The organism is Mesorhizobium caraganae, from assembly GCF_016836705.1.
Classification (GTDB): Bacteria; Pseudomonadota; Alphaproteobacteria; order Rhizobiales; family Rhizobiaceae; genus Mesorhizobium; species Mesorhizobium caraganae.
On record NZ_JAFCGY010000007.1, the window covers coordinates 24,131 to 45,938 of the forward strand.

Below are 21,808 nucleotides of genomic sequence, written 5' to 3' on the forward strand. Positions count from 1 at the left end.
GCTAACCCGAGGCTGGCGGCCTTCAGTACTCGGTAATTGCCATCGGTTGAACCTCTCCAGGCCTAGGAGATGTTTATCCGGCGTCAGGCGCGACGGATGGGCCGGAGCGTGGGGTTCTGGCCTCTTCGGCTACGACGAGCAAAGCCTCAAGTGTGATCGCGACTCCTGACATGAGGATGGCTATGTCGCCGCTAGCACCGGTTAACGAGAGCTCTGTCGCACGATTTTGCAAAGTGAAGCTGAGGTCCTTAAGTCTCCTGCGGAGGTCGTCGTCCATTTGTGTTCTCCAAGGTTAGGCCTTGGAGGAACGTGCCTGCTGACAACCTGTTCCGCCGTGGCGGCAAGCAACAACGGCTGACCGAGATTACACTTTTGGCTTTCGCCAGCTCTTCGACAGAGCCGGTTTGGGATTAAACCTTATTCACTGACGAGCCGCAAATTTCTCGCGAAGTCTTCGGTCCCGAAAAGATGCTGGGTGACCGCGCCTTCTTCCATGACCTGCACATCCCATTGGCCGTCTAGCTCCTCAATCGAGACACTATTTTTCGGATGGTCAATCCACCCGAATTCAGCAATTTCGTAAAAGCTCAGCAACTTATCGCAAATGGCCGCATGTGCTCAGACCGCAAAGGTGCCTCGATGCCAGCAACCGAGTTGCTCCCGAGCAGTAGACGGGAGAAGCTTTATCGTCGGTCAGCTCAGCCGTAGTGGAGTTTTGGTTTTGGCTCGGTGCCGGTAAACTTCTCGTCGTGACCGCGAACCGCCTGAGGCAGCCACAAAATCTTCAATCCGCGCGACCGCCGTCGCGATGTTCAACGGCATGAATGATCGCTTCATAAACGCTACCGATCTCCTCATCGATCTCCTGAATTGGGATGCCTTCGACGGCGGCCGCCCGCAGGGCCTGGTCTGCCATATCGGTCACAAGCCGGCCCGGGTCGTCGGTTGGCCCTTCCGGCATATGTTCGGAAATCCATTTGTACAGAAAGTCGGCACCTCGGGTGCTCATCGCTTTTCTAGATAACGACCTCTGCCGAGACAAACCTAGGATGGGTAACGGACAATGTCAGGCCTTTCGAAATAGCCTCGGGGCGCGAGGTAACGGCTCACCCTCTTCGGGTTGCATGCCTATCCTGTGTTCGCTGACCGGCGTTACGCGCTTCCAGTCGGCAGCGAAGGAAAGTGGCGAGGGTTCGCAGCTTTTCACGCATTGCCGTTCAGCGCACAGCTAGCAGTTCGCGTCAGTCTGCGGATCGCACGCCTTGTTTTTTTGCTTCTGTGGCTTGGGCTTGGCCGCCTGCTCGGGCTCGGCTTGCTGCTGCTCGGCGGCGGGCTGCTCCTTGCCCTTCGGCTTCTGAGGTTTGGCCGCCTGCTCGGGCTCGGCCTGCTGCTCGGCGGCGGGCTGCTTCTTGCCCTTCGGCTTCTGAGGTTTGGCCGCCTGCTCGGGCTCGGCCTGCTGCGGCTCCGCGGCGGGCTGCTTCTTGCCCTTCGGCTTCTGAGGCTTGGCCGCCTGCTCCGGCTCGGCCTGCTGCTGCTCGGCGGCGGGCTGCTTCTTGCCCTCCGGCTTCTCAGGCTTGGCCGCCTGCTCCGGCTCGGCCTGCTGCTGCTCGGCGGCGGGCTGCTTCTTGCCCTTCGGCTTCTCAGACTTGGCCGCCTTTTCGGGCTCCGCCCGCTGCTGCTCGGCGGCGGGCTGCTCGCCGACCTTCGGCTTCTCAGGCTTGGTGGTTTCTTCGGGCTTGGCCTGCTCGGTCGTTGCAGCGCCTTCGGTCGGCTTTGATTTCCGGCCAGACTGAACCTGCTTCACCTCGTCGATGTCTTTGAGCTTGGCAGGTTTGGCCTTGGGGTCGGCTTTCACCTCCCCCTCAAAGACAGCGACCGTATTGTTTTCCAGTTTGCCGGACTGCTCGAGCGCGTTGGTCTTGCTAACCTTGACGGTAGTCACCTTCTGATTCGTCGCTTTTTCGATCACGTCGACATCAATGATTTTGTTGATCACCACGTTGTTCTGGATCGTCACGTCCCCGGCCGGCTCGGCCGCCTCGACGATGCGCACAAACTCCGGCTCATCACGGATAATGACGGTAGAAATGTCGGCAGCCAGGAATTCGCGGGTGGGGACCACAACCCAGTAATAATCAGGCGTCGTGTCGAAAGTCACCTCGATTGAAATCAAATCCGGATCGCGGCGCGGCGGCAGCGGAGCCCAAATCATGTGCTCCCTGTCACGACGCCAACTCACCCATGCTGGCGCCCAACGAGTGCCCGGTACCCAGTACCAGCCGATATCGTCGGCATAGCCCCACCGGCCGTAATGGTACGTCGCCCAGCCGAATGGCTCGTCAGATACCCACAGCCAACCATACTGCTCGGTATAGGCCCAGTGTCCAACGGTATACGGACGCCAATCGTCAGGTACATCAACCGGCACGAAAACGGACGCGCCGTGGTACGAAACCCAATCACCATGGGGAGACAGGTCTTCATAGAATGTGCTAATCGAAACCTGGGTGGCAGCCCCCGCCTCGGACACAAGCGACAATGGCATAATCGGGTTGGGAATCTCGACGACTGTGAACAGACAGGCGGCTACGCCGCCCAGCATCAATCGCACCGCATTTTGGGCAAGGACGCGTTTCATCCTGGTCTTCCTCCGAAACAGATCGCCCTTCATCTTTGAAACTCGCCGGCTGTCGGATTGTTCCACGTTGCGAACGTTGCCCGCTCTGGGCGTCGCACAATGACACTGGCAATCAATTCAGGCGGTGAACCTGATCATCACCGCCGTCACAAATGCGTGCCGAAAGGCAATGCAACGGGAAGCGCTTTGCGCACTGGCCATCACGGTCGCTTGGGTTGAGCATGCGATAGAGTCATCCCGCGAGGTTAGGAGGTGTTTCTTGCACTCAACTGCGAAACCCAGCGCCTCGCTGTACCTCTGGTGCCACTGCGCAGGCAGTTCCATCTGGCTAGGCATCGTTGCGCTGGCTCGGATGAACGAATGGCTGGTTTCGGGGAGTCCGCAGGCGCTCGCGAGTGGCTGGATGAGCGCATACCAGTCATTCCAGCTGATCGCCCGCGCCGGTCGTATCATCCCTTCCGCATCGTCGATCGGAGAAAAGCCTGCATATGCTCTGCGAGGTCGAGTGCGCCGCGCGCCTCGATCTCTAAAAGATATCGGCCCTTGGCCAGACGATCCCCTTCCCAACCGCGGAATGGCCGCAGCGAATTGTTCACAGCCTATGGTCCCAGCGATCAACAGAGCGAAGACCGCGCCATCCGGACAGCCAAGGGTCTGGTTTCCGGCCACGTTGGAGTTATCGCCTGGCGCCGCGAAGGAGACCCTGCCCTTGGCGACTGCTCTTCACCGCTGGTGACGTTCCCGACATGGAATAAAATTTAGTCCGCCAAGCTGCCGGCACGGTTTTACATCGCCTCAAAAATGACCTCAAACACGCTGCCGACAACAAAAACCCACGCGAGGCGACCCCGGCAACATGGGAACCTTCGCTAGTACGATAGGTTGAGTCTAGTCACGGCGGAGCATTTGTTTGTCCCTCAACAAGATGTCGGGTCTCGGAATCCTAATTCGCCGTCACACTTCACCCCCAAATCATCGTTCCGTGCTGGATCGTTTCGACGCTCACCGCGTTGGTGGAAATCCAACAAGGAAGCACCAAAGAATTCGGCAACGGGCATACGAAATTTGGGAGCGCGAAGGCGGCGGGCATGGCGACCCGGAGGAACACTGGCACCGGGCTGAGGCAGAAATCGAGCGCGAGGAGCAACTGGAGGCTGAGCAGGCATTTATAGAACCAAGCGCCGTTGGAGCGACGGTACTATCGGCCAAGTCGAGAAAGCCGCGCCGCGATGAGACCGCCAGTTCCGACGTCATGACGGTAGAAGCTTTGGCGATGCGTACCGGCCTACTGGCGACCAAGCCTAAGACCTAATCGATATGTTGGGCAATGACCGCGAGGCGATCGACGAAGCGGCCCGGAGCTTGGCGACAGGTCAACAGAATTTCAGCAAATAGGAAGCCCGACCGAAGCGGGGCTTCGGTCGTTGCGAGCGGTGGGCTAATGCAAATATCCCAAGAGCCCCAGGATGATAATGATTGGGATCGGGATCCCGAGGAGCCAATCCTCGCCGACGAACCAGCCGCGAAACGCGCGACCATTGCGAAAGAAATCAACAAGGTATGCGGTGGACCGTTTTGGAATTCCGACGATACTTCGATACTGCGTCAGGAGGTCGAGAGCGTGATCTATCGTCTTTTCATCCACCACCCGTATCAGAGGCGGCGATGTAGGAGAGATCGCGCAAGGTGGCGGGGATGATTCGGGGGTTATGAGGCACCCAAGCGGTAGGTTCGCTTCCTGCTAGCGGGCGGAGCGTCGGAGGTCTTGACCGGCCCCGTCGCCAGTGACGTACTTCGAACGCGCACGCAATCGGTTATCCAGGAGACAGGCGGATGGACATTCGATCGACACTGACGGAGCTATGCGAAGCCTTCAACGCGCACGACCTCGATCGCATCATGGCATTCTTTGCCGACGACTGCGTCCTGGAGATGCCGAGGGGAAGCAGCCCCTGGGGCTCTCGCTTCGAGGGTAAGCCCAGCGTACGTGACGCCCTGGCAACACGCTTCGAAGGCCTACCCGATGTCCACTACGGCGACGGCGAGCATTTCGTCGATGCGGCTGCCGATACCGGCATGTCCAAATGGATCCTCACCGGCACTACCCGCGAGGGCGTGAAAAAGGAGGTACGTGGTTGCGACTTTTACACGTTCCGCAACGGCAAGGTGATCCGCAAAGATTCGTATTGGAAGATCGTGGAGTAAAAGCTGGCTCCATAGCGCCAATTCGCGAGATCGCGGCAAGACTGGCAGCCATGTTCTGAGATCGCACAGGGTGCCGGGGAAGCTCTGGCAGCAAGAGTAATGAGCCGCTCCTGAAGTCGATCGAGAACGATCACCGACAAGAGGGCGCCGTTATCCAGCGGAACGGGACAGGACCGGTAAGGCCACCAACGGGGGCTAGTCCATACGGATTAATTGCGCGATTGCTAATATGCCAGTAGGGACCTCCGCGCGGGGACCAAACTCACCCGTAGTGGCCGCCATGACATTAGCCCCACAAGGCAACCCAACACTGCCAGCACCCATCTATAGCGTTTCGGGGTCGAATTCATGTTGACCGGTCATTGATCATCGACATGGCGCGGGGCAATATCAAGGTAAGGATCAACTCGCCGTCATGCAGTTGTGCGCGGTCGGGTGAACGCCTATACGGCGTCAGCCAGCTGGGATCTCGGTTCGCCTCCAGGATCCGCCGAGGCTGATCAGGCCTCGAGGTATGAGTGTATCGGTGTGATCTCGTCAGACAGCCTTCATGACAGCACCTTCGATGACGACGCCCGCGGTCACGTATTTCCACAGCGCTACGAGCAGCTTCCTTGCAAGCGCGACGATGGTTGTCTTTGAGACGCCCCGGATTGCGTATCAGGGGTTCTCGGAACCAGCGGGTAAGCGCCGAACTCGGTTGATTGCGCAGCCACAGCCAGGACAACTCGATCATCGTCGTTCGCAGCCGGGGGTTGCCGGCCTTCGAGACCCCTTGCTCGGACCGATCCGCTCTGCCAAAGCGTCGGCGCGAGCCCGGTATAGGCAGCGACCTGCCGGCGATTATCGAAGTGCCGGAACAGCCCTTCCGCGTAGAGGATGGCGGCACACTCGGGGCCGATACCCTTGAGATCGAGCAATGTCGTTGCTGGAGTTTCGGAGACTTCGATTGCCAGCAGAACGGCGCGCTCCGCCTGCACCTCTTTGATCTGAGCTATCACCAGTTCGAGTCGGTCGAGCTCGCGACGGATTTGGCCCTTCAGATGTTCTGGCAGCGCGCGGCCGTCCCAGGTCCTCAATTCCTCAAGCCGATGTCGCCGGTCACGTCGCAGCGGGTCGTAGCCGGTGATGCCCTGAGCAAACAGCAGGCCCTTGATCCGGTTGAAATGGCAGGTCCGCTCACCAACCAGAACCTTGCGTTCACGGCCGATGCTCCGATAGTCCTCCTCCTTGACGCTCGGTGCCCTAACCATCGCGCACACGCGCGGCTCGCCTCGTTTGTAGGCGAGCAGCGCACCAACGCCTCGCCATCGATCTTGTCGGTCTTGGCACGACGCCGCCGGCGCGACGTGGCAACGTTCCTGGACAAGCTTAAAATATTATAATAGCATACCATTATAAGTCGCAGAGGGATGCTGCGCTCCGGTTTTGCAAGGGGAAGCCAGCGAAATACCGATCCTGTTTTACGTCGTCGCGCGGCCTGCGCCCCGCACGAGCGATATCGACGCGAGGCGCCCAAAAAATGCATGGGAGGAAAACATGCGGACTTTCCTGGGAAGGGTCGGCGCCTTGCTGGCCGGCATCGTGCTGGCGCTGTCGGCGCTCAAGCCGTCGATCGCTTCGGCGCAGTCGGTCGAGGATATCATCGCGCGCGGCAAGTTGGTCGTCGCCATCGACACAACGACGCCGCCCTACGGCTTTCTCGACGCCAATCTGAAGCCGACCGGCTTCGACATCGAGGTCGCCAACAAGATGGGCGAAGCGCTCGGCGTTCCTGTCGAATTCGTCACTGTCACTTCGCCCGGCCGCATCCCTGCGCTGCTGACCAAGCAGGTCGACGCGGTGATTTCGATCTTCTCGATCACGCCGGCGCGCGCTATCCAGATCGACTATTCGATCCCCTATGCCGGCCAGTCGGCGGTGGTCATCGCGCCCAAGAGCACCAGCATCAAGGGTGTCGCCGATCTCGTCGGCAAGAAGGTCGGGCTGACGCGCGGCACCGGCGAGGACGGATTGCTGACCAAGGCCGCGGAAACCAATCCAGGCATCGAGATCCTGCGTTTCGACGATTATTCCTCGCTGCTGCAGGCGATGGTGTCGGGCCAGATCGATGCCATGGGCGGCGGCGACTATGGCGAGATCTATTTGAAGAAAGCGCAGAATGGCGACGCCTTCGAGCAGAAATACGTGCTGAAAACCTTCTATTTCGGCATCGGCGTTGCCGAGGGCAACGACAATCTGCGCCAGTGGATCAACACCTGGCTGTTCACGATGAAGACCGACGGCACGCTGGACGCGCTGTCGATGAAGTATCGCAACCAGCCGCTGCCGGTGCTGCCGGTTTTCTGATCAATTCTTCCAGCAAGTGGCGGGGCCTCTGATGGCCCCGCTCCGTCATCAACCGACAGAGCCGGTGGGCATTGGTGCTTAGCCGCCTTCTCCGAATTTGCAGCGCGTAGACAAGCTATAAAGATTATAATATTATAATTTTATTGGGAGAAACCCAACAGGCGGGACATGAAGTCTTGCCGTGCATCGTCGGCAGTTTGCGCCTCACCGACGAAGCTGATGGGAGGGGCGTGGCGAAAAATATGCCTGGGGAGGAAAACATGCGGAATGTCCTGAGAGGGGTTGGCGCCTTGCTGGTCAGCCTGGTTCTGACGCTGTCATCGCTGCTGCTGCCATCCACCGGTTGGGCGGCGTCGGTCGACGAGATCATCACGCGCGGCAAACTGGTCGTTGCCATCGACACAACGACGCCGCCCTATGCTTTTCTGGACGCCAATCTGAAGCCAGCCGGATTCGACATCGACGTCGCCAACAAGATGGGCGAGGCGCTCGGCGTTCCGGTCGAGTTCGTCACCGTCACCTCGCCCGGCCGCATCCCGGCATTGCTAACCAAGCAGGTCGACGCTGTGATCTCGATCTTCTCGATCACCCCGGAACGCGCCATCCAGATCGACTTTTCGATTCCTTATGCTGGCCAGTCGGCCGTAGTCATCGCGCCGAAGAGCATGGCGATCAAAGGCAATGCCGATCTGGTCGGCAAGAAGGTGGGGCTGACGCGCGGCACTGCGCCGGACGGGCTGCTGACTGCTGCGGCAGCGGCCAATCCGGGTATCGAGATCCTGCGTTTCGACGACCAGCCGGCGCTGATGCAGGCCATGATCTCCGGCCAGATCGACGCCATGGGCGGCGGCGACTATGGCGAGATCTACCTTAAGAAGGCTGAGAACGGCGACGCCTTCGAGCAGAAATACGTGCTGAAAACCTTCTACTTCGGCATCGGCGTCCCCAAGGGCAATGACAATCTGCGTCAGTGGATCAACACTTGGCTGTTCACCATGAAGACCGACGGCACACTGGACGCGCTGTCGATGAAGTATCGCAACCAGCCGCTGCCGGTGCTGCCGGTTTTCTGATCGCTTTGTTCCGTGGCGGGGCCGCCGTAGCATCGGCCCCGCTTGCCTGACCTCGTGACGGGATGCCCATGCAAACCGCCCTGCAATTCGGCCCGATCCTCATCCATCTCGACCTGCTGCTGCGCGGCCTGGCGAAGAGCATCCAACTGGCTGCGCTGTCGATCCTGTTTGGCACCGCCATCGGCATCCTCGGCGCCATCGGCCGCAGCTTCGGCCCGCGCTTCCTGTCGTGGCCGATCGCCTGTTATGTCGAGCTGATCCGCAACACGCCGCTGCTGATCCAGCTCTATTTCGTGTTCTTCTCGCTGCCGTTGTTCGGCTTTAAGCTGTCGAGCAACACGGCGGCCGTCGTAGCACTGTCGATCCATCTCGGCGCTTACGCCACCGAGATTCTGCGCGCCGGTATCGAATCCATTCCCGAAGGGCAGATCGAGGCGGCCAAGTCGCTCGGCCTCGGCCGCTACCGCATCATCCGCCATGTCATCCTGGTGCCGGCGGCGCGCGCCGTCTACCCGTCGCTGTCGGCGCAGTTCATCCTGCAGATCATGGGCACCTCGATCGTCGGCGCCATTGCGGCCGAGGAGCTGACCGCGGTCGCCAACAACCTCGTCATGCAGACCTTCCGCAGCTTCGAGGTCTACATCATCATCGCGGTCATCTATTTCGTGCTGGTGCAGGCCGCCAGCCTGCTCTTTGCCGGTATCGGCAAGCTCATGTTCAGGTGGAAGCAATGAGCCTGCGCGATTTCGGCCCCAACGAATTGATGTTCCTGCTGCTGGCGACGCGCTGGACGATCCTGCTGGCGCTGATTGCCTTTGCCGGCGGCGGCCTGATCGGCCTCGTGGTGGCGGCGATCCGCGTGGCGCCGGCGCGGCCGCTGCGCTGGCTGGCCGCCGGCTACATCCAGTTCTTCATGGGCACGCCGATCCTGATCCAGCTGTTCATGGCCTATTACGGCTCGTCCTTCCTCGGCTACCGGCCGGACCCGTGGGTGGCGGCGGCCGTGACCTTTTCGCTCAATGGCGGCGCCTTCTTCGGCGAGATTTTTCGCGGCGCCATCGAGGCGATCCCGAAGGGGCAGTGGGAAGCGGCCACGGCGCTCGGCTTCCGCTTTATCAGGACGCTGCGGCTGGTGATCATCCCGCAGGCGGTGCGGCTTATGCTGCCGCCGACCGTCGGCTTCATGGTGCAGATCGTCAAGACGACGTCGATCGCCTCGCTGATCGGACTGACCGAGCTCGCCCGCGCCGCCACGCAGGTCAACACGGTGACCTTCCAGCCGGTGATGGTGTTCGGCACGGTGTCGCTGATCTACTTCGCTTTGTGCTGGCTTCGCTCTATGCCGGCCATCTCGAACGTCGTTTCGCCACCGGAACGATACGCAAGGTAGAGACGCCGTTGATGATGTCGGCCGTCTAGTCAGCCCTTGAAGGCCGGCAAGGTCAGGCCCTTGACGCCGACGTCGAGCGCGAACAATCCGCCCGGATTCTTCTGGCCGACAAAGTGGCTGGCCGGACGCCGGAGCACCGCCGAGGTGACATAGAGGATGTCGAGATCCTTGCCGCCGAATTCGCAGCAGGTCGGCAGGTCGGTCGGCAGAATCACCGTCTGCATCAATTCGCCGTCAGGATCGTAGCGGCAGACCTTGCTGGTCACCGGTATGGTCACCCAATAGCAACCCTCGGCATCGACGGTGGCGCCGTCGGCGAGGCCGCCGGTCACCGTCATGTCGATGAAGGTGCGGCGGTTCTCGATGTCGCCGGTGGCGGGATCGAAATCATAGGCCCAGACCGCCCCGGCATGGCTGTCGGAGAAATACATGATCTTCGAATCCGGGCTCCAGGCCAGCCCGTTCGAGCACCCGATGCCGTCGATCATCTTGTGCACGGAAAGATCTGGATCGAGCCGGTAGAGCGCGCCGATGAATTCGATCGGCTGGCCCGGCACCTCGAACATGGTGCCCGACCAGAAACGCCCCTGGCGGTCTGGCTTGCCGTCGTTGAAGCGGGTTTTCGGCATATGCGCTTCCGGGTCGACGATCGCTTCGAATGTGCCGGTCGCCGGATCGAAGAAATGGAAGCCGTCGGTCATCGTCAGCACCAGGCCGCCCTTCTCGCGCAGGCCGAGGCAGCCGAGATATTCCGGCGTCTCGAAGACATCGTCCTTGCCGGTCGAGGGGTCGTAGCGGTGGATCAGCTTCTTCCAGATGTCGATCCACCAGAGTACGCCGGCCTTGGCATCCCAAAGCGTGCCTTCGCCGAGTTCGGCCCTGGCATCGACGACACAGGTGATCTCGACCATGGTCAGCCCTCTTTTCCGCGTAGCCTGCCGCCAAGCCCGGAAAAGGTCTCGCTGCCGATCGACACGGTGAGCAGGATCACCGCGCCGTAGACGATGAGCAGTGCGCCGCTGGACAGGTTCAGTGCCGGCAGCAGTCCGGTGAGGATTGTCAGCACCATGGCGCCGGCGACGGTGCCGAGATAATGGCCGCTGCCGCCAAGGATCGAGGCACCGCCGATGGCGACCGCGGCGATCGAGGTGAACAGATAGGCGTCGCCCATGCCGAGATAGGCCTGGCCGGAATAACCGGTGAGCAACATGCCGGCAAAGGCGGCGGTGAGGCCCGAGATGACATAGGTCAGGATGGTGGTGCGCGCTGTCGGCACGCCGGAGAATTCGGCGACCGTGGCGCTGGTGCCGAGCGCATAGAGATGGCGGCCGAACGCCGCCTTGGAAAGCAGCAGCGTCGCCACCAGGGTCAGGGCAAGCCAGATCAGCGCGATGACCGGGAAGCCGCCAATGCGCCCGACCGAGAGGTACTGGATCAAAGCCGGCGCCGATGGGGTCGGCGAACCGCCGGTCAGCACCAGGATCAGCCCTTGCAGGATGACGTTGGTGGCCAGCGTCATGATGATTGGCGGTACGCCGAATTGGGCAACGCCAACGCCGTTGACCAGCCCGATGAACGCGCCGCCGGCCAGCAGCAGCGGCATGACCCAGACCAGCGGCAGATCCTGGCCGCCGCACAGCAGCGCCATGACGATGGCCGCCGAATTGAGCACCCAGGGCACCGACAGATCGATGCCGCCGCCGATGATGACGAAGGTCTGGCCGAGCGCGACGATGCCGACAAAGGCCGCCAGCACGACGGTAGAGCGCATATTGGAGACCGACAGGAAGCCCGGCGAGAACAAAGCGGTGACCAGGAGCAGCACCACCATGCCGGCATAGGCAAGCACGATGAGCCGGTTGCGGGCGAGGAAGGCGCTCATTGGACACGGTTCCTTGCGGCCTTTTCGGCGACGGAACTCGCCAGCACCGAGAGCAGAAGGATGACGCCGGAAGCAACCGGCTGCCAGTAGCTCGACACATGCAGGACGAAGACCAGATTGCCAATGAGGGTCAGCACGAAAGCGCCGATCAGCGTGCCGGCCAGATGTCCGCGGCCGCCGAACAGGCTGACACCGCCGATGACTGCCGCCGCCACCGAAGGCAGGATGTAGTCCTTGCCGATGGTCGGCGAGCCGGCGCCGGTCTGTGTCGTCAGATAGAGTGCCGCTCCCGCGGCGAACAGGCCGGAAAGACCGTAGGTGATGACATTGACGCGGGTGATCGAGACGCCCGACAGGAAGGCCGATTTTTCGTTGGAGCCTGTCGCCTGGATGGTGACGCCGACGCGCGTCGCCCGGAACCACCACCAGAACAGCAAAAGCGCCAGCAGCATCCAGACCGGGCTGGTCAGGCCGAAGAGCTGGGCATAGCCGAAGCTGACCCACCAGCCGGGAACGCTGCCGCCATCGGTCGGCAGGATGATCATGGCAACGCCGTTGAGGATAGACCAGGTGGCGAGCGTGACCAGGAAGGGCTGCAGCTTGAGCAGCGAGATCAGCAGGCCGTTGAACGCGCCGATCAGGAAGCCGATCGCCAGAATGACGAGCGCCCACAAGGCGACGGTCGAGGGGTCATCGGTAAAGCGTGTCGCCGCGATCACCGTGCCGAGGCTGATCATGCCGCCGATCGACAAATCGATGCCGCCGCGCACCAGCACGATGGTCTGGCCGGTTGCCGCCAGCATCAGCGTCATCGCCGCCGCCGTGTCGAGGTTGATCTCGTCCAGCGAGAAGACGCCGGATTGCAGGCTGCCATAGATGGCAACGATCAGGGCCAGCATCAGGCATGCGACCAGGAACGGCGCGCGGTCGAGCGCGCGGCCACGCCAGTCGATGCCTAGCCTGGCGGATTTCATTTCGGCCGGCCTTTGCGCCATCTCAACAGGTCTCTCTGCGACTGACATCACCATGCCTCAGGCCGCCTCGCTTTCAAGCATGGCGGCGCGCAAAATGCTTGCTTCCGATATACGCTCACCCCCCAGAGTGGCTGCGATGCCGCCGTTGCGCATCACCAGCACGCGGTCGGCGACATGGACGAGTTCCGGCATGTCGCTGGAATGGAACAGGATCGCATAGCCCTTGGCCGCGAGATTCCGCATCAGCTGGAAGATCTCCCCCTTGGTGCCGACATCGACGCCGCGCGTCGGGTCGTACAGCAACAGCACGCGCGCTTGCGTGAGCAGCATCTTGCCGAAGATCACCTTCTGCTGGTTGCCGCCTGAAAGCGTGCCGGCAAGCTGCTCCGGCGTGCCGGCCTTGATGCGCAGGAAATCAACCATCTCCTTGACAAGGGCGGCTTCCTTTTGCCGGCTCAGCAAGCCGTTTTCGGTGAAACGCCTGATGACCGACAGGGTCAGGTTCTCGCGCACACTCTTGGTTAGAAGCAGGCCCTGCCCGCGCCGGTCCTCCGGCACCAGCGCAATGCCGTCCTTGCCGATCAGCGCCTGGCGCGGATTGCCGATCGAAACCGGCTTGCCCCAGAGTTCGATGCTGCCACTGGCCTTGCTGGCGCCGAACAGCGACTGGAACAGTTCACGCTGGCCGTGACCCTGCAGGCCGCCAACGCCGAGCACCTCGCCTTCGCGCAGCGCGAAGTCGACGCCGGAGAGCCGGCTGCCGCTGGAAAAACCCTTGACGCTGAGCGCGATGCGATCGGTCGCGGTGGCAATCCGTTCGGGGTAGAGTCGGTCGAGATGCCTGCCGATCATCTGGGTGACGATCTCGTTGTCGGACACCGCATTGGCCTCATGCACGGCAATGGTGCTGCCATTGCGGAAGATGGTCAGCCGGTCGGCGATGGCGCGCACCTCGGCCATGCGATGCGAGATGAAGATGACCAGCCTGCCCTCGGCGGCCAGTTGCCGGGTGAGCTTGAGCAGCCACTCCGCCTCTCGCGCCGGCAGCGCCGAGGTCGCCTCATCGAGGATCAGGATGCGCGGATCCTTGGCCAGGCCCTTGGCGATCTCGACGATCTGGCGTTCGGCCAGTGTCAGCCGCCGCAACTCCTGCTCGGGGCGCAGCGTCGGGAACTTGTATTTGTCGAGCAGCGCCAGCGTCATGCGGCGCATCTCCGCGCGGTTGATGGTGCGCAGAAACGTCCTTGGTTCGTGGCGAAACCAGATGTTCTGCTCGACGCTGAGGTCGGGGATCAGCGACAGTTCCTGGAAGACGGCGGCGATGCCGCGCGCCTGGGCAGCATCCGGGTTGGCGGGACGATAATCCTGACCGTCGACCAGGATCGAGCCGCCATCATGCTGCACCGCGCCGGACAGGATCTGGATGAAGGTGCTCTTTCCGGCGCCGTTCTCGCCGAGCAGCGCGTGCACTTCGCCGGCGCGGGCACTGAATGTCGCTTCGCTCAGCGCGACGATGCCGCCATAGCGTTTGGACAGGCCTTTGACGGTGACGAGGTCCATGAATGCGCCTTCGAAAAGCTCTCCCGACATCCTGCGATGTCGGGAGACAGGGTCGTGGTCACATGATGTTACTTGCTGCCGGCAGCTTCCGCAGCGGTGATCTCGACCCAATCGGGCGTGATCGGCAGCGTCAGGCCGGGCGCCTGGTCGGGGAAGGCATTCTCGCCGACCGCGATCTTGATCATCTTGGTGCCCGGATAGAGCTTCGACTCGAACGGATCGGTGGTGACGAAATCACCCTTGACCGAGACGGAGCGCTCGGCCGGCTTCTTGCCGGTGTCGAGAATGTCGACGGCAAGCTTGATCGCTTCCGAAGAAAGATAGGCCGGATTCGAGCCGAGGATGCACTTGGCGCCTTTAGTCTGCGCGCAGGTCAGGGCGGCGACGTTGTAGGAGAAGCCGACGACCGGGACGATCGGCCGGCCTGCATCCTTCAGCGCCTGGATGGCGCCCGAGCCGTAGCCTTGCGTCATGATGCCGTCGATCTGGGGATTGGCGGCAAGCAGTGCCGCTACCCCCGACTGCTCCGGCCCGAGCGCGTAGTTGCCGTTGTAGTAGCCGACCACCTTGATGTCGGGATATTTGGCCAGCACCTTCTCATAGCCCTGCTGCAATTGTGCCGAGATCGGCGCGCCGGCAAGGCCACGGTCGAGGATGATGTTGCCCTTGCCGCCAAGCTGCGTGGCCATCCATTCGGCCATGACGGAGGGGATGCGGTCCCAGTCGGAAGCGACGGCATAGGCGCAGGGCTCGGTCACCACCTGATCGAAGCTGATGACGACGATGCCGGCGTCGCAGGCCTTCTTGATGGTCGGGTTCAAGGCCGAATCCGAACCGGCATCGACGAGGATGGCGTCCGGCTTCTGGCGGATGATGTTGTTCAGCGAATTGATCTGCGCCTGAACGGTGTTCTCGACATTCTCGATCTTGAGGTCGACGCGGCCTTTCAGCGGCCCCTTGTTGACCGAAACGGTGGCGACACGCTCCATCTGCTGGCGCCAGTCATTGCCAACGAAATTGTTCGAGAGGTAGATGGTGTAGGGCTTCTTGTCCTCGGCACGGCCAGGCGCCGTGCTGATGGCGATTGCAGACATGGCAACAGCTGCCAATCCTAAGCAAACTGTCCTCAGTTTCATGGTCTCTCCTCCTTCGTGTTTCCTGCATCAGCCAGCGACGGACTTCGCCATCTTGATGGGTGCTGCACATAAATTGATACCGGTACCAATACGCCTTGTCAATTTAAGCCAAGGCGCATTGGAGGCGCTTCGAGGCGACCATTTTCGCCGCCGATTTGCAGGCGTCGCTCATTTCGCGCCGGCGGCCTCGGCAGGGGTGATTTCAACCCAGTCCGGGCTGACCGGAAGAAACAGACCGGGAGCCATATCCGGAAAGGCGTTCTTGCCAACCTCGATCTTCTGCATGGCGGCATCGGGGAACAATTCCGACGCGATCGGATCGGTGGTGAGGAAGGCATTGCGCAGCAGGATCTTCTTCTGCGTCGGCTTCTTGCCGTCGAGGATCTCGACCGCCAGCTTCAGGGCCTCGGCCGACAGATAGGCAGGGTTGGGCGCCAGAATGCACTGGGCGCCTTCCGTCTGGGCACAGGTCGTCGTCGTCAGGTTGAACGGACTGCCGGTGATCGGAACGATCGGACGGCCGGCGTCCTGCAACGCCTTGAGCGCTCCGGCGCCGTAGCCCTGGACGAAGATGGCGTCGATTTGCGGGTGGGCCGCCAGCAGGCTGGCGACACCGGCCTGTTCCGGTCCCAGCGCATAGTCGCCGTTGAAATAGCCGACCACTTCAATGCCGGGATATTTCTTGATGACCTCCTCGAAACCACCCTGCAGCTGGGCGGAGATCGGCGCGCCGGCAAGCCCGCGGTCGACGAGGATTTTGCCCTTGCCGCCGAGTTTCTTGACCAGCCATTCGGCCTCGACGCGCGGCGCCCGGCCCCAGTCGGACTCCATCGTGTAGGCGCAGGGCGCGCTGACGATCTGATCGAAGGCGATGATCAGAATGCCGGCATCGCAAGCCTTCTGGATCGTCGGGTTGAGCGCTTCGCCGGAGCCGGCATCGATGACGATGGCGTCGGGCTTGTTGCGAATGATGTTGTTGAGGGAATTGATCTGCGCCTGGACCGTGGTCTCGACCACTTCGACCTTCAGATCGACACGACCGGCCAGCGGCGGTTTTTTCACCGCGATGTCGGCGCTGCGCAGCATCTGCTGGCGCCAGTCATTGCCGACGAAATTGTTTGAGAGATAGATGGTGTAGGGCTTCTTGTCCTGTGCATTGGCCGGCACGGCACCGATCGAAAGCAAAATCGTCGCGATGACCGCAAGGCCGGCGAAAAATACGCCCGCTTTCATGACTTCCTCCTCCCGTGTTTATTGTCGGCCGCGCGAACGCCGCCGCCTATCATGTGCCTTGCAGGCACCCCCCTTATGGACAGACTTTGTTTTTGTGCATGCCGTTACCCCGGAACCGCTGTGCATTTTGGTGACATGCACCGGGCAAATGCCAAGCGTGGGAAGTGGCGACGCATCCACGTTCGATCGTGGTCCTCCGCGCAGCCGTCATCCTAGCTATGATGCTATTATAATTTTATAAAGCTGTCCATGGGCGAGCCGGGGAAATCGGCACGCGACAGTCCTGCCGATCAGGCCCGCCGATCGGGGCTCACGCCAAATCGTTCGGCGCGTCGTAGCTGATGCTGAAGAGATCGGCCGGATGCCGGGCAATGGTGAACTCGATGCTCTGCTGGTCGGCTGACTGATAAAGCATCTCCACGCTCAGGACCGCACTGCCGAGAGCGACGCCGAGGTCTTCGGCGATGGCCTCGTCGGCGATTTCGGCGCGGACCGTGACATGCGCGACGTCCAGCCTCAGGCCGAGATGCCTTTGCACCGAACGAAAGATCAGCACGTCGGAAAAATCGTCCCGCTTCAGCTTCGCTCCGACAGCAGGCGGGAAATAGCTGGTGATCTGCGCCTTCTTCTGCTCGCCCACCGACAGGATGCCGCGCAAGCAGTAACCCGCCTCGTCCTTGGCCATGCCGAAATGGCGCTGGAGCACGGGGGAAACCTCCTTGCGATAGGATTTCACCGTCAGCTGCGCGTCCTTGGTGAAGGCCGCCATGTCAGCAAAATTCTTGAATTTCCAGCTCAGATTGACCGACGGATTGCGCGCCGTGACCACCGCCGGTTTCGCCGACCGCTTCCGAATCAGCCCATCGGCCTCGAGGTCTCGCAACGCTTGCCGCACGGTGATCAGGCTGACGCCGAAATGCTCGGCGATGGTCGCCTCCTTCGGCAGCTCGCCGCCGACGGGAAAGGTGCCGTTGCCGATCGGCTCGCGCAATATGTCGGCGAGCTGGCGATAGAGCGGCCCGTTCGAGCGGCCGAGCGTGCGCCGGGGAAGACTGTCGATGGTGGGAACGGAGTTGTCCATGAGCCTCGTCGCGCCTGTGTCGAAGCTTTTATAATAGCTTCGTCCCCTCGAGGCTAGACAAGGCTGATGACCATCAACCGTCCTAGACGAAGAGCCGGAGCGGGTGTTCGATCGCCGATTTCAGGGCGGCGAACCACGCCGCGGCGACCGCCTCGTCAACGCTTGCCGTATCTGCCGTCAGCAAGCATTCGGCATGGTCGCCTGCCGTGCTGACCGAGACAGCCAGACGCATGCCGCGGCCCGGCAGCAGCGGCAGCATCACCGGCCGGATGTCACTCGCCGGCAGCACGAGGATGGAAAGCAGCGCCGGCATTTCGGCGTAGTCGCGATTGTCAGCCAGGGCAGCAAGCCGCGTTGCGTGCAGCAGCGTCAGGGACATCTCAGGAATGGTCGCAAAGACCGCCTGCCGGCCTGCCAGTTCCAGCGCCACCGAAGTGTCGCCGACCTTGGCGACATCCGGGATCTCGCCAAATGCACGACCCGCCGCGCGCAGTAGCACATCGTCGAGGTCGAACGCTCTCCCCGTGCTCTCCAGCGCGGCCAGCAGGTCTCGCAGCGCGGTCAACGCGACCGACGCCGTAAAGGCGGCAATGCGGGGAGCAGCAACAGAAGGGGCGACGATGTCGGGCAGGTTCACCGGCGCGGCGGCCGGAACGAAACCCAGCACGTCGGCTGCCAGGATGCGCCCGCCGGGACCGCTGCCGCGAAGGGTTTCAAGCGGGAGCGCGCGCTCGCGCGCCAGGCGGCGTGCATAGGGCGAAACAGCCAGCCGCTGGGACTGCGCCACCGCCATGTTCATTTGAGATACTCTGAATTGACGCAGTTGGTGAGCCGGCCCTCGGCGAGATAGGCGTGCACCACCTCGATCGATTTCAGCCTGAGGTCGCGCATCGAGGCCGGACTGTAGAAGGCCGCGTGCGGGGTGACGATCAGCCGGTTGGCGATCCACGGCTCACGGCGGCGCCACGCCGCCAGCAGCGGATGGTCAAGATCGCCGGGTTCGTTCGGCAGCACATCGAGCCCCGCCCCCGCGACTGTACCCTCGCGCATGGTGGCTTCCAGTGCATCGAGATCGACGATCGGGCCGCGCGCGGTGTTGATGAGGACAAGCCCGGGCTTGGCGGCGGCGAAGGCGGCCTCGCCAAGCAGCTTGCGGGTCTCCTCGCCCAACGGCGCGTGGATGCTGACCACATCCGCCCGCCCCATCAGCTCGGCCAGCGAATGGACCCGCTCATAGCCGGTCGACAGGTCGACGCCGGACAGAAGGTGCGGATCGTAGAACACAACCTTCATGTCGAAGGCGGCGGCGCGGCGGGCGGTGGCCAGCCCGATGCGGCCAAGCCCGACAATGCCGAAGGTAGCGCCCTTGTGCCGGCGCACCAGCGGCGCCTTGGAGAAATGCCAGCCTTCTGCCCCATTGCCGGAAAGCTCCGCGCCATAGGCTGAAGTGCCGCGCGTCAGCGCCAGCATCAGGCCTATGGCGTGGTCGGCGACTTCCGTTGTTCCGTAGTCCGGTACGTTGCAGGCGGGAATCCCGCGTGCGCCCCAGCCCGCCGTGTCGATGTTGTCGAAACCGACGCCGGAACGCACCGCGATCCTCGCCTTGGGAAAGGCCGACGGAGCGGCCGCGAGATTGTGGGTCGGCGAATAGTTGATGACGGCATCGACCGTCTCGCAGACAGCCGGATCGAGACTGGCGGCCTTGTCGTTGGTCGAGCGGGCGAGGATGAGCTCGATGTCGGGATAGTGCTCACGCTCGAGTTCGGCTTCGTCGACGGCTTGCCAGTTGGCGCACAGGATCTTCATGCTAGCCCTTCGGATTTCATGCTGGATGGTGACTACTTCTTGATGCCACCGATACGGCCGCCCATCGGCACGACGGCGCCGACCGGCTGGTCGATCGCGCTGAGCTTACCGCTGATCGGCGCTTCGATCTCGACGACGGCCTTGTCGGTCTCGATCTCGGCGATCAGCTCGCCCTCCTTGACCGCATCGCCGACCGCCTTCAGCCATTTGACGACGGTGCCTTCGCTGACGGTGAGATCGCCGAACGGCATCGTTATCGGCTCGTCGTCGCTGGCGGGCGCCTGGGCTGGCGGCGGAGCCTGCGCCACCTTGGCCGGGACAGGCGCAGGCTTAACCGGCGCAGCACTTTTCAGGCCAACCGTGTACCAGTGATCCGGCACCGGCGGTTTGCCCGCGATGACGTCGCGCACACCCTGGACGATGCGGTCCGTGTCGACCAGCATGGCGCGCTCCAGCACCGGCGCGAAGGGGTGCGAGGTCGGCGCGGTGTGCAGCCTTCCCGGCGGCGCGTCGAGTTCGTCGAAGGCGAGCTCGTTGATGGCTTGCGCGATCTCGCCGCCAAGGCCGCACATTGCCCAGGCTTCGTCGACGATGAGCAGCCGATGAGTCTTGCGCACGCTGGCGACGATTGTCTCGATGTCGAGCGGCATGATGGTGCGCGGATCGATCACTTCGGACTCGATGCCTTCGGTGGCCAGCGCTTGCGCCGCCTCCAGCGCGCGCTGCACCATCTGGCCGGCGGCGACGATGGTGATGTCGGTGCCGGCCCGTGCGATGCGCGCGACGCCGAACGGCACATAATGTTCGCCAACCGGCACTTCGCCCTTGGAGGCAAACAGTGCCTTGGGTTCAAGCATGATGACGGGATCACCGGCCCTGAGCGCCGTCTTCATCAACCCCTTGGCGTCTGCCGGGGTCGAGGGCACACAAACGATGAGCCCCGGCACATGGGCGAAGACCGGGTGATAGATGCCGCTGTGATGCGGGCCGGAGCTGCGCAGCGCGCCGGCGCCGACGCGCACCACCATCGGCGCGCTCATCAGGCCGCTGGTCATGTAGCGCAGCTTGGCCGCCTGCAGGAAGATCTGCCCGGCGGTCTCGAAGGCGAAGTCGGCGAACATCAGGTCCGAGACGGTGCGGGCGCCGGTGGCCGAGGCGCCGACGGCGGCAGCGGTAAAGCCCTGTTCGGAAATCGGCGTGTCGACCATCCGCTCGGCGCCGAACTCCTGCCAGAGGTTCTTGGTGTGAGCAAAACTGCCGCCGCGCTCGCCCGTGCCCTCGCCGAAATAGAGGATCGCCGGATTGGCGCGCATCTCCTCGGCAATGCCGTCGCGCACCGCTTCGAGCCAGCCCTGCGTGCGTGTCTCGCCGACGGCGCGCCAAGCCAAGGCAGCCGGCGGGTTGATCGGATCGGCAAAGACATGCAGCCGCACGGTCGCCGGATCGGGCTCGGGCGAGTTGCGGGCGAAGGCCAGCGCCTCCTCGACGACCTTCTCGATCCGGCTTTCGATCGCCGCCAGTGCTTCCGCATCGGCGACGCCATACTCCTCGATCAGCTTCTTGCGGAACATGTCGATCGGATCGCGCTTGATCCAGGCGTCGAGTTCTTCCTGCGTCCGGTAGGTGCCGATGACCGGATCGCCTTCATGGTGGCCGACGGTGCGGTAGGTCTTGGCCTCGATCAGCGTCGGGCCCTTGCCGGCGCGGGCGCGTTCGGTGGCTTCCTTCATCGCCAGCCAGACGGCGAAGACGTCGTTGCCGTCCACCGCCACGCCGGGCATGCCGTAGGAGGCGGCCTTGGTGGCGATCTCGGGATTGAGCGTGACGGAGTTGAGAGGCGTCGCCGTGGCGTAGAGGTTGTTCTCGCAGACGAAGACCGCCGGTGCCCGCTGCACGGCGGCGAAGTTGAGTGCTTCGTGGAAGCCGCCATGGTTGGCGGCGCCGTCGCCGAAGAAGGCGACGCCGACGTCGTCGCGTCCTTGCTGGCGCGCGCTCAGGCCGATGCCGACGGCATGGCCGATGCCGGCGGCGACGATGCCGTTGGTGCCGAACAGGCCAACCGAGCGATCGTAGAGATGCATGGTGCCGCCGCGGCCGCCGCAGATGCCGTCGGCCTTGCCGAACAATTCGGCCATCACCCGGCCGGGATTGCCGCCCTTGGCCAGCGCATGGCCATGGCCGCGGTGGGTCGAGGTGACCCAGTCGGTCGGGCGCAGATGCGCGCAGACGCCGACGCCCGTCGCCTCCTCGCCGATATAGAGATGCAGGAAGCCGGGAGTCTCGCCCTTGCGGCAAGCGATCTGGGCAATGCTTTCGAAGCGGCGCAACAGCACCATGCGTTCGAACAGGTCGAGCAGGATCTTCCGGTCGGGGAGGTTTGGCGCACCCCTGGAATACTCGCGTGCGCGCGCCGCAGAAATTGCCACCAAAGCCTCCCTGAATCCGTCTGGTGCCGGGCGGCAAAGCGCCGGCAACGAGCTT

At 62.7% G+C, this 21,808-nt stretch carries 19 protein-coding genes and 1 pseudogene; 6 read left to right on the forward strand and 14 right to left on the reverse strand.

Annotated features, from left to right (window positions below; all coding sequences use genetic code 11):
• Nucleotides 1-73: 73 nt before the first annotated feature.
• From JQK88_RS15645 to JQK88_RS15655, 3 genes are all read right to left on the reverse strand, one after another.
• Nucleotides 74-277 carry a hypothetical protein gene (locus JQK88_RS15645; RefSeq protein ID WP_192251989.1) on the reverse strand — a complete coding sequence of 68 codons (204 nt, stop codon included), beginning with the start codon at nt 275-277 and terminating at the stop codon, nt 74-76.
• A 507-nt stretch (nt 278-784) separates the two neighbouring features.
• Complete coding sequence (locus JQK88_RS15650; protein ID WP_192251991.1) at nt 785-1,009, reverse strand: DUF768 domain-containing protein; 225 nt, start codon at nt 1,007-1,009, stop codon at nt 785-787.
• A gap of 219 nt (nt 1,010-1,228) precedes the next feature.
• Nucleotides 1,229-2,638 (reverse strand): DUF6600 domain-containing protein, encoded by a 1,410-nt coding sequence (locus JQK88_RS15655; RefSeq protein ID WP_203278788.1) that lies wholly within the window; start codon nt 2,636-2,638, stop codon nt 1,229-1,231.
• A 910-nt stretch (nt 2,639-3,548) separates the two neighbouring features.
• Between JQK88_RS15655 and JQK88_RS15660 the strand changes: the two genes are divergently transcribed.
• Both JQK88_RS15660 and JQK88_RS15665 read left to right on the forward strand, forming a co-directional pair.
• Nucleotides 3,549-3,950, forward strand: a complete 402-nt coding sequence (locus tag JQK88_RS15660) for a DUF2934 domain-containing protein (RefSeq protein WP_246749838.1) — start codon at nt 3,549-3,551, stop codon at nt 3,948-3,950.
• Nucleotides 3,951-4,471: 521 nt separating this feature from the next.
• Nucleotides 4,472-4,843, forward strand: coding sequence for a nuclear transport factor 2 family protein (locus tag JQK88_RS15665; protein WP_203278789.1), 372 nt, complete (start codon nt 4,472-4,474; stop codon nt 4,841-4,843).
• 537 nt (nt 4,844-5,380) lie between these two features.
• On the opposite strand, the pseudogene JQK88_RS15670 reads toward JQK88_RS15665, so the two are convergent.
• A pseudogene (locus JQK88_RS15670) lies at nt 5,381-6,203 on the reverse strand (IS110 family RNA-guided transposase); the annotation flags it as partial.
• Between the two features lie 179 nt (nt 6,204-6,382).
• Between JQK88_RS15670 and JQK88_RS15675 the strand changes: the two are divergent.
• From JQK88_RS15675 to JQK88_RS15690, 4 genes are all read left to right on the forward strand, one after another.
• Nucleotides 6,383-7,192 (forward strand): transporter substrate-binding domain-containing protein, encoded by an 810-nt coding sequence (locus JQK88_RS15675; protein ID WP_203278790.1) that lies wholly within the window; start codon nt 6,383-6,385, stop codon nt 7,190-7,192.
• Nucleotides 7,193-7,452: 260 nt separating this feature from the next.
• Nucleotides 7,453-8,265 (forward strand): transporter substrate-binding domain-containing protein, encoded by an 813-nt coding sequence (locus JQK88_RS15680; protein ID WP_203278791.1) that lies wholly within the window; start codon nt 7,453-7,455, stop codon nt 8,263-8,265.
• Nucleotides 8,266-8,333: 68 nt separating this feature from the next.
• Nucleotides 8,334-8,999, forward strand: coding sequence for an amino acid ABC transporter permease (locus JQK88_RS15685; protein ID WP_192252004.1), 666 nt, complete (start codon nt 8,334-8,336; stop codon nt 8,997-8,999).
• Complete coding sequence (locus tag JQK88_RS15690) at nt 8,996-9,655, forward strand: amino acid ABC transporter permease (RefSeq protein WP_376740418.1); 660 nt, start codon at nt 8,996-8,998, stop codon at nt 9,653-9,655. Before JQK88_RS15685 ends, JQK88_RS15690 begins: the two co-directional genes overlap by 4 nt.
• A 29-nt stretch (nt 9,656-9,684) precedes the next feature.
• On the opposite strand, the gene JQK88_RS15695 is transcribed toward JQK88_RS15690, so the two are convergent.
• From JQK88_RS15695 to JQK88_RS15740, 10 genes are all read right to left on the reverse strand, one after another.
• A complete protein-coding gene (locus tag JQK88_RS15695; RefSeq protein WP_203278792.1) occupies nt 9,685-10,566 on the reverse strand; it encodes an SMP-30/gluconolactonase/LRE family protein in 882 nt (293 codons plus the stop codon).
• A gap of 2 nt (nt 10,567-10,568) precedes the next feature.
• A complete protein-coding gene (locus tag JQK88_RS15700; protein ID WP_203278793.1) occupies nt 10,569-11,537 on the reverse strand; it encodes an ABC transporter permease in 969 nt (322 codons plus the stop codon).
• On the reverse strand, nt 11,534-12,511 hold the full coding sequence (locus JQK88_RS15705; protein WP_246501563.1) for an ABC transporter permease: 978 nt from the start codon (nt 12,509-12,511) through the stop codon (nt 11,534-11,536). Before JQK88_RS15705 ends, JQK88_RS15700 begins: the two co-directional genes overlap by 4 nt.
• 57 nt (nt 12,512-12,568) lie before the next feature.
• On the reverse strand, nt 12,569-14,071 hold the full coding sequence (locus tag JQK88_RS15710) for a sugar ABC transporter ATP-binding protein (RefSeq protein ID WP_246749839.1): 1,503 nt from the start codon (nt 14,069-14,071) through the stop codon (nt 12,569-12,571).
• A gap of 68 nt (nt 14,072-14,139) precedes the next feature.
• Nucleotides 14,140-15,165 (reverse strand): substrate-binding domain-containing protein, encoded by a 1,026-nt coding sequence (locus tag JQK88_RS15715; RefSeq protein WP_246749840.1) that lies wholly within the window; start codon nt 15,163-15,165, stop codon nt 14,140-14,142.
• 210 nt (nt 15,166-15,375) lie between these two features.
• Nucleotides 15,376-16,440 (reverse strand): sugar ABC transporter substrate-binding protein, encoded by a 1,065-nt coding sequence (locus JQK88_RS15720; RefSeq protein ID WP_203278796.1) that lies wholly within the window; start codon nt 16,438-16,440, stop codon nt 15,376-15,378.
• A gap of 310 nt (nt 16,441-16,750) precedes the next feature.
• The gene (locus JQK88_RS15725; protein ID WP_126067234.1) at nt 16,751-17,521 is read right to left on the reverse strand and encodes a GntR family transcriptional regulator; all 771 of its coding nucleotides are present in this window, start codon (nt 17,519-17,521) and stop codon (nt 16,751-16,753) included.
• Between the two features lie 82 nt (nt 17,522-17,603).
• Entirely contained in the window at nt 17,604-18,320 is a 717-nt protein-coding gene (locus tag JQK88_RS15730) for an E3 binding domain-containing protein (protein ID WP_192252026.1), read from the reverse strand.
• Complete coding sequence (locus tag JQK88_RS15735) at nt 18,317-19,327, reverse strand: C-terminal binding protein (protein ID WP_192252028.1); 1,011 nt, start codon at nt 19,325-19,327, stop codon at nt 18,317-18,319. Before JQK88_RS15735 ends, JQK88_RS15730 begins: the two co-directional genes overlap by 4 nt.
• A gap of 32 nt (nt 19,328-19,359) precedes the next feature.
• A complete protein-coding gene (locus JQK88_RS15740) occupies nt 19,360-21,753 on the reverse strand; it encodes a thiamine pyrophosphate-dependent enzyme (protein WP_203278797.1) in 2,394 nt (797 codons plus the stop codon).
• Nucleotides 21,754-21,808 lie beyond the last annotated feature (55 nt).